Source organism: Myxococcus sp. NMCA1, from assembly GCF_026810205.1.
Classification (GTDB): Bacteria; Myxococcota; Myxococcia; order Myxococcales; family Myxococcaceae; genus Myxococcus; species Myxococcus xanthus_A.
The window spans coordinates 4666933-4684824 of record NZ_CP113950.1 but is presented as its reverse complement, the minus strand read 5'-3'; the positions used below and the strand labels follow the sequence as shown (position 1 = coordinate 4684824).

The window sequence follows — 17892 nt, the reverse complement described above, 5'->3', positions numbered from 1 at the left end:
CGGACGGCCCGTGCTTCCAGAGGTGAAGATGACGTACGCCAGCGACTCCGGGCCCACGCGCACCGACGGCCGAGTCACCGGCTGCCGCGCCACTTCGTCCGCTTCGCTGTCCAGGCACACCACGCGCGCGGCGCTGGGCGGAAGCACCGACTTCCACTTCTCGTGCGTCAGCAACACCGACGCCCCGGTGTCCTCCAGCATCCACCCCAGACGCTCCTTCGGGTACGCCGGGTCCACAGGCACGTAGGCCGCGCCTGCCTTCAGCACGCCCAGCAGCGCCACCACCATGTCCACCGAGCGCTCCAGGCACACGCCCACCAGCGACTCCGGGGCAACACCCAGGCGCCTCAGGTGGTGCGCCACCTGGTTGGCTCTCGCGTCCAGCTCCCGGTACGTCAGCCGCTCCGACTCGAACGCCACCGCCACCGCGTCTGGCGTGCGCGCAGCCTGCGCCTCGACCAGTGCGTGGATGGTCGTCTCGGCAGCGGGCGCCATCTCCCGTCCCCGGAAGCCCTTCAGCACCTGCTGCCGTTCGTCTTCGGGCAGCATCGGCAGCGCTTGAATGCGCGTCTGCGGATCGCGCACGACCGCCTCCAGCAGCGTGTGGAAGTGCCGTGTCAGACGCATCGCCGCTTCGGGCGTGAAGAGGTCGAGGCTGAACTCCAGCCCTCCCTCCAGGCTCCCGTCGCCCAGCTCCATCAGCGACAGGGTGAGGTCGAGCCGGGCCGTGTCCGTGCTGGACCGCAGCTGCTCTACCGTCACGCCCGGCAGCGATGGCGGCTGCATGGGCGCGTTCTGCAGGGCGAACATCACCTGGATGAGCGGCGACCTGCCGCCTCCGCGCTCGCCGCCAACGGCCTCGACCAGCCGGTCGAACGGCACGTCCTGGCGCACGTAGGCCGCCAAGGACTCCTCGCGGACGCGCGACACCAACTCCGCGAAGGTCGGCGCTCCGTCCAACCGGGCCCGCAGGGCCAACGTGTTGACGAAGAAGCCGATCAGGGGCTCCAGTTCGGACTGGGTGCGGTGGGCAATGGGGCTGCCCACGCAGAAGTCCTTCTGTCCCGAGTAGCGGGAGAGCAGGACTTCATAGGCCGCCAGTAGCACCATGAAGAGCGTGGCGCCCTGGTCACGAGCCACCTTCTTCAGGGCTTCCGCCAGCTCCGCCGACACGATGAAGAAGTGGCTCGAGCCACGTACGGTGCGGGTCGCGGGCCGGCCCAGGTCGCCGTGCAACTCCAAGGCGGGAACACCCAGGAGGTGGCTCCGCAGCTCGGCAAGCTGCGTCTGGATGCCCTGCGACTGCACCCACTGCCGCTGCCACGCGGCGAAGTCCGCGTACTGCACAGGCAGGGGCGGCAGGGGAGACGGCTGGTTCTCACTGATCGCGGCGTAGAGCGCGGCGACCTCACGCACGAGCACGCCCATGGACCAGCCGTCCGAGGCGATGTGGTGCAAGCACAGCAACAGCACGTGTTCGTCCGCGTCCAGACGGAGCAGCACGGTGCGGAGCAGGGGCGCCACGGACAGGTTGAACGGGAAGCGGGCTTCCTCCGTCATCCGTTCCCGCACGCGCGCGTCGCGAGCCGGCCCCTTCAGCGCGGACAAATCCTCCACCGGAAGGTCCCAGACCTCTGGCGCTGACTGTACGTGCTGCGTGGGCAGTCCCTCCGTCGCGGAGAAGGAGGTACGCAACACCTCGTGCCGGGCCACGACTTCGGCGAAGGTGCGCCTCAGCACGTCCACGTCCAACGACCCGGAAAGCTTCAGGGCGAAGGGCACGTTGTAGACGGTATGTCCCTTCTGGAGCTGCGCCAGGAACCACAAGCGCTGCTGCGAGAAGGACAAGGGCAGCGCCGTATCCCGGGGCACGGGCAGCAACGGAGGCATCGCCGCGCGGGACGCTTGCATCATCAGCGCCTCGATGCGCTGCGACAGGCCCGCGAGCGTAGGCGCCTCGAACAGCGTCCTCAGCGGGACCTCCACGCCGAGCGCCGCGCGGATGCGCGTCACCAACTGCGTGGCCAGGAGCGAATGGCCGCCCAGTTCGAAGAAGTCGTCGTGAGGCCGCACGCGCTCGACGTGCAGCACCTCCCGGAACAGCGCCGCCAACTGCTGCTGGAGCAGGGGCAGGTCCCCCGCCAGGGTGTCTTCGGCGGGCGACAAGTCCAGAGCCGGCAGGGCCTTGCGATCCACCTTGCCGTTCGGAGACAGGGGCAGGGTGCTCAGCGCCACCACGGCGTTGGGCACCATGTACTCGGGGAGCCGCTGGCGCAGATGCTCCCGGACGGACGCGGTGTCCACGTCCTCCGGCGTCACATAGGCCACCAGCCGCCGGTCCCCCGGGATGTCCTCGCGCACCACGGCAATCGCCGTCTCCACCGAGGAGTGGTTGCGCAGCGCGGCCTCGACTTCACCCAGCTCGATGCGGAAGCCCCGCAGCTTCACCTGGAAGTCCACTCGGCCCAGGAACTGGAGCGTGCCGTCCGCCTGCCAACGCGCACGGTCTCCCGAGCGGTACAACCGAGCCCCCAGAGGCCCGAAGGGATTGGGCACGAAGCGCTCGGCCGTCAGGGCCGGCTGCCCCAGGTAACCCCGGGCCAGGCCGTCGCCACCGATGAACACCTCACCCGGGACGCCCACGGGCACCGCCCGCATCGCCGAGTCCAACACGTACACCTGGGTATTCGCGATGGGCCGTCCAATGGAGACGGAGTCACCCACGACGTCGCCCGGCGCCATCCGGTGGCACGCGGTGAAGGTGGTGCCCTCCGTGGGGCCGTAGCCGTTCACCAACCCCTCGCCCTGCGCCAGCCGCTCCCGGACACGAGGCGCCGGGAGCACGTCGCCGCCAGCAAGCAGCTGACGTACCTGGCCCAGGGCCTCCGGCTGGTGCTGCTGCATCTGCTCGAAGAGCGCCGCCGTCAGCCAGAGCACCGACACATGGTGCCGCACCAGCGCCTGGCCCAGCTCTGCCAGGTCCGGCGTCCGCTGCGGGTAGAGCACCAGTCGCGCCCCGTGCAGCAGCGCGCCCCAGATTTCCAGGGTGGATGCGTCGAAGGCCAGGGGCGCCAGTTGCAGCACCACCTCCGACGGCCCCAGGTCCACGAAGCGAGAGCCGATGAGCAGGCGCACCACGCCCCGGTGCGGGATGGCCACGCCCTTGGGCATCCCCGTGGAGCCAGAGGTGTAGGTGATGTACGCGAGCTGCTCCGGCCCCACGAGCCCACCCGTCACGGGCGTCGACGGCTGGCGCTCAATCCGCGCCCACTCGTCATCCAGAACCACGATGAGCTGCGAACCGGCCGGCAGCTCGTCCTCCAGCGCGGACTCGGTGAGGATGGCGGCCACACCCGAGTCCTCGGCCATGAAGGCCAGCCGCTGCGCGGGGTACTCCGGCGCGAGCGGCACGTAGGCGCCGCCCGCCTTGAGGATGCCCAGCAAGCTCACCAACAAGTCCAGGCCCCGGTGCAGGAAGACGCCCACGCGCGATTCGGCGCCCAGGCCCAACGAGCGCAGGTGGTGCGCGAGTTGGTTGGAACGCGCATCCAGCTCCGCATACGTGAGCGAGCGGCCCTCATGCTCGACGGCGATGGCCTGCGGAGTCCTCTGCGCCTGCTCCGCGAAGAGCGAAGGCACGGTCGCGTCCATCGGATAGGCGGCCTGGGTGGCATTCCAGGTCGAGAGAACCTGCTGGCGCTCCTGGGCCTCCATCATGGGCAGCGCACTGAGCCGCTGCGAACCGGCCCCATCCGCCACCGCCGACAGAAGCACCCGCAGGTGCTCCACCATTCGCCTGGCGGTGTCCGCGGTGAAGAGGTCCAGGCTGTATTCCAGCTGGCCTTCCAACTCGCCGCCGCGTGCCCTCATCGCGAGCGTCAAGTCATACCGGGCCGTGTCCGTCGCGTTCGGCAACACGTCGACGTGGAGCCCCGGAAGCGACGACGCTTGGATCAGGTCCGAGTTCAGAAGCACGAAGAGCGTCTGGAACAGCGGCGTCCGGGACAGGTCGCGCTCACCGCCCACGGCATCCACGAGCTGCTCGAACGGCACGTCCTGATGGGCGAAGGCGCCCAGGGCCTCGTCGCGGACACGGGCCACGAGCTCGGCGAAGGTCGGATTGCCGTCCAACCGGCAGCGCAGCGCCAGGGTGTTGACGAAGAAGCCGATGAGCCCGTCGAGCTCGGGCCGCGTGCGATGAGCCACCGACGTGCCCACGCAGAAGTCCGTCTGCCCGGAGTAGCGAGCGAGCAGCGCCTGCCAGCCCGCCATCAGCACCATGTACAACGTGGCGTTGTGAGCCGAGGCCACGCGTTCCAGGCCCGCGACCTGCTCCGAGGACAGCGAGAAGAAGTACGAAGTGCCCTTGGCGCTACTGACCGCGGGACGCGCATGGTCGGTGGGCAGCTCCAACGTGGGAACGCCTTCGAGCCTCGAGCGCCACCAGTCCAGCTGCGGCGCCAGCACCGGGCCCTCCAGTACGCGCCGCTGCCACACGGCGTAGTCCGCGTACTGCACCGTCAGCGCGGGCAGCGGGGACTCTCGGCCCTGAGACAGCGCCTCGTACAGCACGGCCACTTCCCGCACCAGCACGCCCATGGACCAGCCGTCCGAGATGATGTGGTGCATGCACAGCAGCAGCACATGCACGTCCGGCCCGGTGCGCAGCAGCACCGTGCGCAGCAGCGGTCCCTTCTCCAAATCGAAGACATGGTGGGCCACTTCGGCCATGCGGACCTGCACGGCCGCGTCACGGGCGTCGGGCTCCAAGCCGCTCAAGTCCTCCTCTGGCAGCGGCCATTCGGCGGGCGCCGGGTGGATGCGCTGGGCCGGTTGGCCTTCGCGCGTCACGAAGGTGGTGCGCACCGCTTCGTGACGGCGGACCACTTCCAGGAAGGTGCGCCGCAGGGCCTCCTCGTCCAACCGTCCCGTCAGCCGCAAGGCCGCGGGCATGTTGTAGGTGGCCTGTCCGGGATGCAGTTGCTCCATGAACCACAGGCGGCGCTGCGCGAACGAGACGTCGAAGGTCGCCTCGCCCTGGGCCGGCCGGGGCAGGGACTCCAAGGCAAGCAAGGTGCTGGTCCGCGGCGCCGACTCCAGGCGCGCGGCGAGACGCGCCACGGTGGGGGCCTCGAAGAACGTGCGGAGCGGCAGGTCCACGCCGAGCTGCGCGCGCAGCCGGGTCACGACCTGGGTGGCCAGCAGCGAGTGGCCGCCCATGAGGAAGAAGTCGTCGTTCAGGCCCACGCGTTCCAGACCGAGCGCGTCGCGGAACAGGGCCGCCAGTTGCTGCTCCAGCTCCGTTCGAGGCTCCACGTAGTCCGCCGCTCCCAGACCGAGGTCCGGAGCCGGCAGTGCCTTGCGGTCCACCTTGCCATTCGGCGTCAACGGGAAGGCGTCCAGTCCGACGAACGCGGACGGGACCATGTAGTCCGGCAGATGCTGGTGCAGGTGTTCGCGCAGCGGAGCCACATCCGCCTGCGGGGGAACGACATACGCCACCACGCGATTGCTCCCGGAGGCGTCCTCGCGCACGACGGCCGTGGCCTCGACGACGGAGGGATGGGCGCGCAGCACGGCTTCGATTTCACCCAGCTCGATGCGGAAGCCCCGCACCTTCACCTGGTGATCCAACCGGCCCAGGAACGCCAGCAAGCCGTCCGGACTCCAGCGGACGCGGTCACCCGTGCGGTAGAGCCGGGCTCCGGGGGCGGCGCTGAAAGGGTGAGGCACGAAGCGCTCGGCCGTGAGGTCCGGGCGGTTCAGGTAGCCGCGCGCGAGGCCCGGTCCTCCCAGGCACAGCTCACCCGGAACGCCCACTGGCACGGGACGCAGCGCCGGGTCGAGGACATAGACCTCGGTGTTGTCGATGGGCCGGCCAATGGGGACGGAGCGGCCCACGGAGTCCCCAGGCGACATTGTGAGCCGGGTGGCCATGGTGCTGCATTCGGTTGGCCCGTAGGCGTTGGTCAGGGCACCACCCCGCGCCAGCCGCTCCCGCGCCCGGGGGGCTGGCATCGCTTCGCCGCCCGTCAGCAGGTTGGGCACTCGCGCCAGGACCTCGGGCTGGTGCTGCTGCATCAGCTCGAAGAGCGACGTCGCCAGGATGAGCCACGACACCTTGTGCTCGACGATGAGCCCGGCCACCGCGTCCGGCTCGGGCGTCCCGGGCGGGTACACGACGAGCTTGCCGCCGTGCAGCAGCGTGCCCCACAGCTCGACGCTGGAGACGTCGAAGGCCAGAGGCGAGAGCTGAAGGGTGACTTCCTCGGGCGCCTGGGTCAGGAAGCGGGAGCCCTCGCTCAGCCGCAGCAAGCCCCGATGCGGCAGGGCCACGCCCTTGGGCGTTCCCGTGGACCCCGAGGTGAAGGTGGCGAACGCCAGCCCCTCCGGGAACGCGGGAACCTGCACGGCCTCCGGGGACTGGCGGGCGATATCCGCCGCATCCGCGTCCAGCGCCACGACGTGCCACGGGCCTTCCTTGAGGGACGGCAACAGCGACTGCCACGTCAGTACCGCCGACAGGCGCGCCAACGAGGACGCGTGCTCCAGGCGCTTGACGGGCCAGGACGGGTCCAAGGGCACGTAGCAGCCACCGGCCTTGAGTGCACCCAGCACCCCGATGACCAGCTCCAACCCGCGCGACGCGCACACGCCAATGCGGGCCTCCGGCTCCAGTTCCAGGGACACGAGGTGCCGGGCCAATTGGTTGGAACGAGCGTCCAGCTCCGCGTAGCTGAGCGAGCGGCCCTCGAAGGTCACCGCGACACGCTCCGGCGTCCGCCGGGCCTGCTCCATGAAGCGCTGATGGACAGTGGTGTCGGCGGGGTAGGGCGCGGCCGTGTCGTTCCAGTCCACGAGCACTTCGTGGCGTTCGGCCTCGCTCCACAGCGGCACCGTGCTGATGCGGCGCGCCGCGTCCTCCACGACACCCTCGAGCAGCCGCTGGAAGTGCTCCACCATGCGGCGCGCGGTCTCAGGGGTGAACAGGTCGAGGCTGTACTCGAGCTCGCCGTCTAGCCGCCCGCCGCGCTCCACCAGCAACGCGGTCACATCGAACCGGGCCGTGTCCGTGCCCGTGCGCAGCACCTCGACGACCATGCCCGGCAGCGTGGGGGGCTGCATGGGGGCGTTCTGGAGGACGAAGGCGGCCTGGAACAGCGGGGTGCGCGACAGGTCTCGCTGGCCTCCCAGCACCTCCACCAGACGGTCGAAGGGAACGTCCTGGTTCGCGAAGGCCGCCAGGGACTCCTCTCGAACTCGCGCCACCAGCTCATCGAAACGCGGATCGCCGTCCACGTTCGCGCGCAGCGCCAGGGTGTTGACGAAGAAGCCGATGAGCCCTTCGAGCTCGGGCCGAGTGCGATGGGCCACCGGCGTGCCCACGCAGAAGTCCGTCTGCCCGGAGTAGCGAGCGAGCAGCGCCTGCCAGCCCGCCATCAGCACCATGTACAACGTGGCGTTGTGGGCCGAGGCCACGCGCTCCAGCCCAGCTACCAGGGAAGGCGGCAGCGTGAACGTCTGGGTGGCGCCGCGCAGCGTGCGCACCGCCGGCCGCGGATGGTCGGTGGGCAACTCCAACGTGGGAGCGCCTTCGAGTCGCGAGCGCCACCAGCTCAACTGCGGCGCCAGCGCCGGGCCTTCCAGCACGCGCCGCTGCCACGCGGCGTAGTCCGCGTACTGCACCGTCAACACGGGCAGCGCTGCCTCGCGCCCCTGCGACAGCGCCTCATAGAGCGCCGCCACTTCCCGCACCAGCACCCCCATGGACCAGCCGTCCGAGATGATGTGGTGCATGCACAGCAGCAGCACATGCACGTCCGGCCCGGTACGCAGCAGCACCGTGCGCAGCAGCGGACCCTTCTCCAAGTCGAAGGCGCGGTGGGCCTCTTCGACCATCCGGGCCTGCGCGGTCGCGTCACGCGCCTCCGGCGCCAGCCCGCTCAGGTCCTCCACGGGCAGTGGCCACTCGGTGGGCGCCGGGTGGATACGCTGGGCCGGCTGGCCTTCGCGTGTCACGAAGGTGGTGCGCACCGCTTCGTGGCGGCGAACCACTTCCAGGAAGGTGCGCCGCAGCGCCTCCTCGTCCAACCGCCCCTTCAGCTCCAATGCCGCGGGCACGTTGTAGGTGAACTGTCCGGGCTGCAGTTGATCCAGGAACCAGAGCCGCTGCTGCGCGAACGAGACGTCGAAGGTCGCCTCGCCCTGGGCTGGCCGGGGCAGGGACTCCAAGGGAAGCAAGGTGCTGGTTCGCGGCGCCGACTCCAGGCGCGCGGCGAGACGCGCCACGGTGGGGGCCTCGAAGAACGTGCGGAGCGGCAGGTCCACGCCAAGCTGCGCGCGCAGCCGGGTCACGACCTGGGTGGCCAGCAGCGAGTGGCCTCCCAGTTCGAAGAAGTCGTCGTTCAGGCCCGCGCGTTCCAGGCCGAGCACCTCGCTGAACAGGAGCGCAAGTTGCTGCTCCAGCTCCGTTCGGGGCGCTACGAAGTCAGCAGCCCCCAGACCGACGAGGTCTGGAGCCGGGAGGGCCTTGCGGTCCACCTTGCCGTTCGGCGACAGGGGCAGGGTGCCCAGCGCCACCACGGCGTTGGGCACCATGTACTCGGGGAGCCGCTGGCGCAGATGCTCCCGGAAGGCCGAGGTGTCCACGTCCTCCGGTGTCACGTAGGCCACCAGCCGCCGGTCCCCCGGGATGTCCTCGCGCACCACTGCAATCGCCGTCTCCACCGCGGAGTGGTTGCGCAGCGCGGCCTCGACTTCACCCAGCTCGATGCGGAAGCCCCGCAGCTTCACCTGGAAGTCCACACGGCCCAGGAACTGGAGCGTGCCGTCCGCCTGCCAACGCGCACGGTCTCCCGAGCGGTACAACCGAGCCCCCAGAGGCCCGAAGGGATTGGGCACGAAGCGCTCGGCCGTCAGGGCCGGCTGCCCCAGGTAACCCCGGGCCAGGCCGTCGCCACCGATGAACACCTCACCCGGGACTCCCACGGGCACCGCCCGCATCGCCGAGTCCAACACGTACACCTGGGTATTCGCGATGGGCCGTCCAATGGAGACGGAGTCACCCACGACGTCGCCCGGCGCCATCCGGTGGCACGCGGTGAAGGTGGTGCCCTCCGTGGGGCCGTAGCCGTTCACCAGTCCCACGCCCTGCGCCAGCCGCTCCCGGACGCGAGGCGCCGGGAGCACGTCACCACCAGCGAGCAGCTGACGCACCTGGCCCAGTGCCTCCGGCTGGTGCTGCTGCATCTGCTCGAAGAGCGCCGCCGTCAGCCAGAGCACCGACACCTGGTGCCGCACCAGCGCCTGGCCCAGCTCTGCCAGGTCCGGCGTCCGCTGCGGGTAGAGCACCAGGCGCGCTCCGTGCAGCAGCGCGCCCCAGATTTCCAGGGTGGACGCGTCAAAGGCCAGGGGCGCCAACTGCAGCACCACCTCCGACGGCCCCAGGTCCACGAAGCGAGAGCCGATGAGCAGGCGCACCACGCCCCGGTGCGGAATGGCCACGCCCTTGGGCGTCCCCGTGGAGCCAGAGGTGTAGGTGATGTACGCGAGCTGCTCCGGCCCCACGAGCCCACCCGTCACGGGCGTCGACGGCTGGCGCTCAATCCGCGCCCACTCGTCATCCAGAACCACGATGAGCTGCGAACCGGCGGGCAGCTCGTCCTCCAACGCGGACTCGGTGAGGATGGCGGCCACTCCCGAGTCCTCGGCCATGAAGGCCAGCCGCTGCGCGGGGTACTCCGGCGCGAGCGGCACGTAGGCGCCGCCCGCCTTGAGGATGCCCAGCAGGCCCACCAGCAAGTCCAGGCCCCGGTGCAGGAAGACGCCTACGCGCGATTCGGTGCCCAGGCCCAGCGAGCGCAGGTGATGCGCGAGTTGGTTGGAACGCGCATCCAGCTCCTCATACGTGAGCAAGCGGCCCTCATGCTCGACGGCGATGGCCTGCGGAGTCCTCTGCGCCTGCTCCATGAAGCGCTGATGGACGGTGGTGTCGGCGGGGTAGGGCGCCGCCGTGTCGTTCCAGTCCACGAGCACTTCGTGGCGTTCGGCCTCGCTCCACAGCGGCACCGCGCTGATGCGGCACGCCGCGTCCTCCACGACGCCGCGGAGCAGCCGCTGGAAATGCTCCACCATGCGGCGCGCGGTCTCCGGAGTGAACAGATCGAGGCTGTACTCGAGCTCGCCGTCTAGCCGTCCGCCGCGCTCCACCAGCAACGCGGTCACATCGAACCGGGCCGTGTCCGTGCCCGTGTGCAGCACCTCGACGACCATGCCCGGCAGCGTGGGGGGCTGCATGGGTGCGTTCTGGAGGACGAAGGCGGCCTGGAACAACGGGGTGCGCGACAGGTCGCGCTGGCCTCCCAGCACCTCCACCAGACGGTCGAAGGGAACGTCCTGGTTCGCGAAGGCCGCCAGGGACTCCTCTCGGACTCGCGCCACCAGCTCATCGAAACGCGGATCGCCGTCCACGTTCGCGCGCAGCGCCAGGGTGTTGACGAAGAAGCCGATGAGCCCTTCGAGCTCGGGCCGCGTGCGATGAGCCACCGACGTGCCCACGCAGAAGTCCGTCTGCCCGGAGTAGCGAGCGAGCAGCGCCTGCCAGCCCGCCATCAGCACCATGTACAACGTGGCGTTGTGGGCCGAGGCCACGCGCTCCAGGCCCGCGACTTGCTCCGAGGACAGCGAGAAGAAGTACGAAGCGCCCTTGCCGCTACGGACCGCGGGACGCGCATGGTCGGAGGGCAACTCCAGCGTGGGAGCGCCTTCAAGGCGTGAGCGCCACCAGTTCAGTTGCGGCGCCAGCGCCGGGCCTTCCAGTACGCGCCGCTGCCACGCGGCGTAGTCCGCGTACTGCACCGTCAACGCGGGCAGCGCTGCCTCACGCCCCTGCGACAGCGCCTCGTAGAGCGCCGCCACTTCCCGCACCAGCACGCCAATGGACCAGCCGTCCGAGACGATGTGGTGCATGCACAAGAGCAGCACATGCGCGTCCGCGCCGGTGTGCAGCAGCACGGTGCGCAGCAGCGGACCCTTCTCCAAGTCGAAGGCGCGGTGGGCCTCTTCGACCATCCGAGCCTGCACGGCCGCGTCGCGGGCCTCGGGCTCCAGACCGCGCAGGTCCTCCTCTGGCAGCGGCCATTCAGCCGGCGCCGGGTGGATGCGCTGGGCGGGCTGGCCCTCGCGCGTGACAAAGGTGGTGCGCACCGCCTCATGACGGCGGACCACTTCCAGGAAGGTGCGGCGCAGGGCTTCCACATCCAACTGTCCCGTCAGCCGCAGGGCCGCGGGGAGGTTGTAGGCGGCCTGCCCGGGGTGCAACTGCTCCAGGAACCAGAGCCGTTGCTGGGCGAAGGACGCAGCCAGTCCTTCGTCAGCGGACGGACCGCGCTCCAGCGGGACCAGTGCCGGGACACCCGATGCGTCGGCCAGTTGGGCTTGCGATTCAATGCGCTCCGCCAGACGGGCCACGGTGGGCGCGTCGAACAGGGTGCGCAGCGAGATCTCCGTGTTGAGCTGCGCGCGCACGCGCACGACCACCTGCGTGGCCAGCAGGGAGTGTCCCCCCAGCGCGAAGAAGTCATCGTTCGCGCCGACTCGGGACTGGCCCAGAATCTCGCCGAAGATGCGCGCCACCTTCTCCTCGGTGGGCGTCCGGGGCGCGATGAAGGCGTCCGCGGCGCCCAGGCGTTCGGCCTCCGGCGCGGGCAGTGCCTTGCGGTCGACCTTGCCATTGGGAGACAAGGGCAGGGCGGGCAGCACCACGAAGGCGGAGGGCACCATGTGCGGCGGCAGCTTGTCCGCCAACGTGTCGCGGAGACGGCTCACCGCATGCGCACTCCGAGCCCCCCGCAGCGGATCGCTGGCAAGGCCATCCCAGGAGGTGACTTGCTTCGGCTCGGGGGACAGGTCGAGCGTGTCCACTTCACCGGGGCGCGCGAACACGACGTCCAGCGCACCATTCCGGTGCGCGGAGGCCCAGCTCACCCGGACCTCGTAGCCGAGCTCCGTGCCCAGGGCGTACAGGTCCTCCGGCTCCACGCCGCGGGTACCCGGCCAGTCATGCAGGGCCTCGCGAAGGCCCGCCACCGTGGGCGGCGGCGTGGCGGACAGCAGTTCAACAAGCCGGGTGGGTTCCAGGACTCGCGCGTTGGGGAGCCCACGCACGGCCAGCAGTCCGGGCCCTGCGCTCAGTTGCTCGCGCAGTCTGTCCAGGGTGAATCCGGCGCCGTCCACCCAGTCCGGCTTCGAGCGCCGGGCGGGAGTCTTGGCGGCGTCGCCGACGTGGAAGATGACCTCGTAGCGGAAGCGGCTGAGCTCGTTATCGTAGCGCCCGTGCTTCGGCAGCACCTCCACGCGCTGGATGCCCGGGATGCGATCTGGCAGGGCGGTGAAGAAGGCAGGGGAGAGGACCAGCTCCTTCTCCGCCAGGATGTCGCGCTGGACGCGGTAGGCGAACTGGGACGTGGCCACGGGGCCCGCGGTCCGGTGCAGGCGCACCGAGGCACGGAAGGCCTCGAGCAGCTCCAGGCTCCGCACGTCGCCCAGGAACACCCGGCCCCCTGGCTTCAGGACGCGCACGGCCCCGCGGAGCACGTCGAGCAGGAACTCAGGGCTGGAGAAGTACTGGACGACTGAGTTGATGACGACCGTGTCGAACGAGCCCGGCTCCAGACCCGAGAAGTCGTCCACGCTCCGGTGCAGCAGATGGACGGACTCCAGGGCTCCGCCCATGCGCTCACGCTGGCGCTCGATGCGGTCCAGCGCGGGCCGGGCGAAATCGACGCCCCAGTAGGCCTCGCAGCGAGGCGCCAGCCGGTACAGGAGGAGGCCGGTGCCGCACCCCAGCTCCAGCACCCGCTTGGGCTGGAAGCTGAGAATCTGCGCCACGGTGGTGTCCACCCACTCACGCATCTGCGCGGGCGGAAGAGGATCTCCAGTGTAGCTGTCTTCCCATCCGACGATGTTGAAGGTCGGGTCTTCGCTCTCCGGCGTCTCGCGTGCGTAGGCCTCGTCGTAGATGGCCTGCCACTGGGAGGACGCGTCGACCTCCTGCGCCGCCGCCGCATCGTCCAGGACGACGTAGGCCACCAGCCGCTGGTCACCCGTCGAATCCTCACGAGCCAGCACCACGGAGTCGCGGACGGCCGGGTCCGCGGCAAGCGCGGTCTCGACTTCACCCAGCTCGATGCGGAAGCCGCGCAGCTTCACCTGGAAGTCGGCCCGGCCCAGGTACTCCAGCGTGCCGTCGGGCAGCCACCGCGCCACGTCTCCGGTGCGGTACAGGCGCGCGCCCGGAATGCCGCTGAAGGCATCCGGAATGAAGCGCTCCGCCGTCAGCTGGGGCCGCTGCCAGTAGCCGCGCCCCACCTGCACGCCGCCAATGTGCAACTCGCCCGGAATGCCCACAGGAGACGGCTGCCCGTGCGTGTCCAGCACGTACAGCACCGTGTTCGCCACGGGCCGCCCAATGGGGACGCGGTGGAAGTCCTCTCCACGCGGGCACGGCCAGTACGTGACGTCTACTGCTGCCTCTGTCGGGCCGTAGAGGTTGTGTACCCGCACCGGTGCGGGCAGCCGCGCGTACGCCTTCTTCACCAACTCCGCGCTCAACGCCTCGCCGCTGCACACCACACGCCGCAGGCTTCCCAGTCCCTCCAGCCCCGGCTCTTCCACGAAGGCACGCAGCATGGACGGCACGAAGTGCACCGTCGTCACGCCCTCCGCCTTCATCAGCTTCACCAGGTACGCCGGCTCCTGGTGCCCTCCCGGCCGCGCCACCACCAGCTTCGCCCCCGCCAGCAGCGGCCAGAAGAACTCCCACACCGACACGTCGAAGCTGAAGGGCGTCTTCTGCAGCACCACGTCCGTGCCGTTAAGCCCGTACTCCTCCTGCATCCACTTCAGCCGGTTGACGACGCCCCCGTGCGCATTCATCGCCCCCTTCGGACGGCCCGTGCTTCCAGAGGTGAAGATGACGTACGCCAGCGACTCCGGGCCCACTCGCACCGACGGCCGAGTCACCGGCTGCCGCTCCACTTCGCCCGCTTCGCTGTCCAGGCACACCACGCGCGCGGCGCTGGGCGGAAGCACCGACTTCCACTTCTCGTGCGTCAGCAGCACCGACGCCCCGGTGTCCTCCAGCATCCACCCCAGACGCTCCTTCGGGTACGCCGGGTCCACTGGCACGTAGGCCGCGCCTGCCTTCAGCACGCCCAGCAGCGCCACCACCATGTCCACCGAGCGCTCCAGGCACACCCCCACCAGCGACTCCGGGGCTACACCCAGGCTCCTCAGGTGGTGCGCCACCTGGTTGGCCCTCGCGTCCAGCTCCCGGTACGTCAGCCGCTCCGACTCGAACGCCACCGCCACCGCGTCCGGCGTCCGCTCGACTTGCGCTTCGATGAGCTCCGTCAGCGTGCCGGACGGAGGTGCTTCGACGCGGGGATTCCAGCCGTGGAGCGCGTGCTGCCGCTCGGCATCGCTCATCAACGGCAGGGTGGTCAGTGCCGCATCCGGCGCCTCCACCATTCCGCGAATCACATGCTCCAGATGGCTCAGGAGCCGGTCCGCCGTCTCCGCATCGAACAGGTCCGCGGAGTACTTGCAGCCAATCAGCAGGCCTTCAGGACGGTGCGTCGCCTCGAAGGTCATGTCCAGCTCTGCCGTGTGGTTGTCCACCAGGGACACGTCGAGCGTCAGTCCACCCCGGACGGACAGCGCGCGAGGCAGCTCGTAGTCGTCGAGGATGAACCCCACGTTGTACAACTCGCGGCGCTCCGCTCCGGGCTGTTGCACGGCCGCGAGAATCTGCTCGAACGGCACGTACCCATGCGCGAGCGCGCCCAGCATCCGCGACTTCACCTCGGAGAGCATGTCCGCGGACGTCGCGGCTTCGGGCAGGCGGACCCGCAGCGGGATGAAGTTGGTGCAGTCGCCCATCAGCTCGCGAGTGCCCGCCGCGTCACGGCCGGAGATGACGGTGCCCACGACGAAGTCGGACTGGCCGCTCCAGCGGTGCAGCACCGTGGCCAGCGCGGACATCACGCTCATGAACGGCGTGGCGCCCTGGCGCCGTCCCAGCGCATGCAGCCGGGCCATGAGGGACGCGGGCAGCAGGCGCAGGCGACGAGCCCCGTGGACGGACAACCGCTGCGGCCGGGACCGGTCGGTGGGCAGGGCCAGCAACTGGGGCGCGCCGGCCAGCGTCTCCTTCCACCACGTCAACTCCGTGGTGAGCGCATCCGGCGTGAAGTACGCGCGCTGCCACGCGGCGAAGTCTCCGTACTGGAACTCCGGCTCCGCCAACGGCGACGGCCGTCCCTCCACGAACGCGCCGTAAAGGGCCGCCAGCTCGCGCATGAACAGCGCGACGGACGTGCCGTCCACCACCAGGTGGTGCAGGACGGTCAGCAGGACGTGGTCCTCCGGCCCGAAGCGCAGCAGGGAGCACCGCACCAGCGGGCCTGCCTCCAGGTCCATGGGGCTTTGCGCATCGAGCACTGCCTGGGCTTCGAGCGTCGCCTGCCGCGCGTCACCGCTCACACCCGTGAAGTCCAGGCACGGCAGGGAGACGGGGCCCGGCGCCTGCACGCGCTGAAGCAGCGCGCCATCGCGGGACGCGAAGCGGGTGCGCAGTACCTCGTGCCGGCGCAGCACCTCCGACAGGGCCCGTTCCAGCGCCGCCACGTCCAGCGTCCCACGCAGCGTCAGCGCCACCGGAATCTGGTTCGACGTCCAGGATGGATCCAGTTGGAGGAGGTACCACAGCCGCTCCTGCGTGAAGGACGCGGGCGTGGGCGCGTCACCGGCGGGACGGCGCTGGAGCGGTGGCAACCGGCGCCCCGTGCCCTCCGCGGACACGGACTCCGCCAGCGACCGGAGACTCAGGTCCTGCAACAGCGCGGCGATGGAGACGCGCACCCCCAACCGCTTCTCCACGCGGCCCTGGAGGTCTGCGGCCCCCAGCGAGTCCAGGCCCAGCAACGTCAGCGGCGTGCTGGCGTCCTGTCCAACAGCCTCGGCGCCGAGCACCGCCACCAGTTCCTCACGCAGCGCCGTCTCCAGTGCCTCCTGGGAGAGCGCGGGCTGGATGGCCGGAGCCGGCGCGGGAGCGGGCAGGGACGCGGGCCCCGAGATGACACCCGTCCCGCTGCGCCACACGATGGGCAGCTCGCCGGACACCAGGGCGGCACGGCAGGCGAAGCGCTGGATCTTCCCGCTCGACGTCTTCATCACCGAGCCCGGCGGCAGCAGCGCCAGCGTGTGCGGCTGGACCTGAAGCTCCGCGACAATGGCCTTCCGCAGCGCGTCCGCCACGGCGCCCAGCGCGGCCGGGTCCGAGCCCTCCGCCAGGTCTCGCGACACCTCCGCGACCACCGCCAGGGCCTCGCCCTCCGGAGTCTCGATGGCGAACGCCGCGATGCAGCCCGGACGCACCTTGCGGTGGGCCCGCTCTACGATGCTCTCCACGTCCTGCGGATACAGGTTCCGGCCCCGCAGGATGATGAGGTCCTTGCGCCGGCCGGTGACGATGAGCTGCCCGTCCTCCAGCAGCAGCCCCAGGTCGCCGGTGCGCAGGTACTTCGGACCGGCCTCCGCGCCCACCGGGACAGCCTGGAAGATGTCCACGCTGTCATCGGGCTTGCGCCAGTAGCCCTGCGCGACGCTTCCACCGGAGACCCAGATTTCGCCCACCTGGCCCGGCGCACGTGGCACGCGCGACTCCGGGTCCACGATCAGCAGCCGCTGCTCGGCCAGCGTGGAGCCGCAACCGATATGGGTCCTCGAACCCTCGGAGCCTGGCTCGACGCGGACCGCCTGCCCGTGGCCCAACGCGGCGTCCTGCAGGACGTGCACCCGCGGCACGCGGCCTTTCTCCTCACCCGTGACGATGAGCGTGCCTTCGGCCAGGCCATAGCAGGGGTAGAAGGCCTCGCGGCGGAACCCGCTGGGCGCGAACACCTCCGCGAAGCGATCCAACGTGGCGGCGCGAATGGGCTCCGCGCCGCAGAAGGCCACGTCCCAGGCCCGCAGGTCGAGCGCCTGGATGTCCTCGGGCGTGGCCCGCCGCGCGCACAGCTCGAACGCGAAGTTGGGTCCACCGCTGATGGTGCCACCATACCGGGACACGGCCTCCAGCCAGCGCATGGGCCGCTGGAGGAAGGACATGGGCGACATGAGCGTCACGGGGAAGCCCGCGAACAGCGGCTGGAGGATGCCTCCGATGAGGCCCATGTCGTGGTACGGCGGCAGCCAGATGACGGCCGAGCTTTGCGGCCCCGTCTGGAAGGCGCCGGCAATCAGCCCCAGGTTGTGAATCAGGTTGGCGTGGCTGAGCATCACGCCCTTGGGCGTGCCCGTGGAGCCGGACGTGTACTGGAGGAACGCCAGCGTGCCCGGGCTCACCTGGGGCTCAATCCACGACGACTCACCGCCCACGGGCAGTTCATCCGTCGCCAGCCACTTCAGCGCCCGGAAGTCCGGCGCCTGTTCGAAGACGAAGTCCGCGAGCGAGAGGATGCCAGACGTCGTGAGCACCACCGTGGCCTCGGCGTCCTGGATGATGGCGCGAAGGCGGGGCAGGGTGCGCTCCAGCCGCACCGGGTCCGGCGGATAGGCGGGCACCGCCACCGCACCCGCGTAGAGGCAGCCGAAGAAGCCCGCGACGTAGTCCAGCCCCGGCGGGTACAACAGCAACACACGCTGGCCCTGCGCACCCTGTGCCTGCAACAGCGCGCCGATGCGCGCCGCCTGCGCGTGAAGTTCCCTCGCGCTCAGCGAGGCTTCCTCACCGTCTGAATCGCCGAGAAATGCGTACTGTTTCCGGTGCGCCGTCTCGCTGAAGGCGCGTTGGGTCAGGACTTCGAGGAGGGTTCGCGGAGTCTCATGCAT

The 17892-nt window shown here is 70.2% G+C and carries 1 protein-coding gene (only partly in view); it reads right to left on the bottom strand.

Annotated elements, in window-relative coordinates; all coding sequences use genetic code 11:
• A protein-coding gene (locus tag OZ403_RS19615; RefSeq protein WP_268784830.1) for a non-ribosomal peptide synthase/polyketide synthase crosses the window boundary here: on the bottom strand, nucleotides 1-17892 show its 5' end (the start). The gene continues 22611 nt to the left of window position 1, outside the view; 17892 of the gene's 40503 nt are visible here — the first part of the coding sequence; its start codon is at nucleotides 17890-17892; its stop codon lies off the left edge, out of view.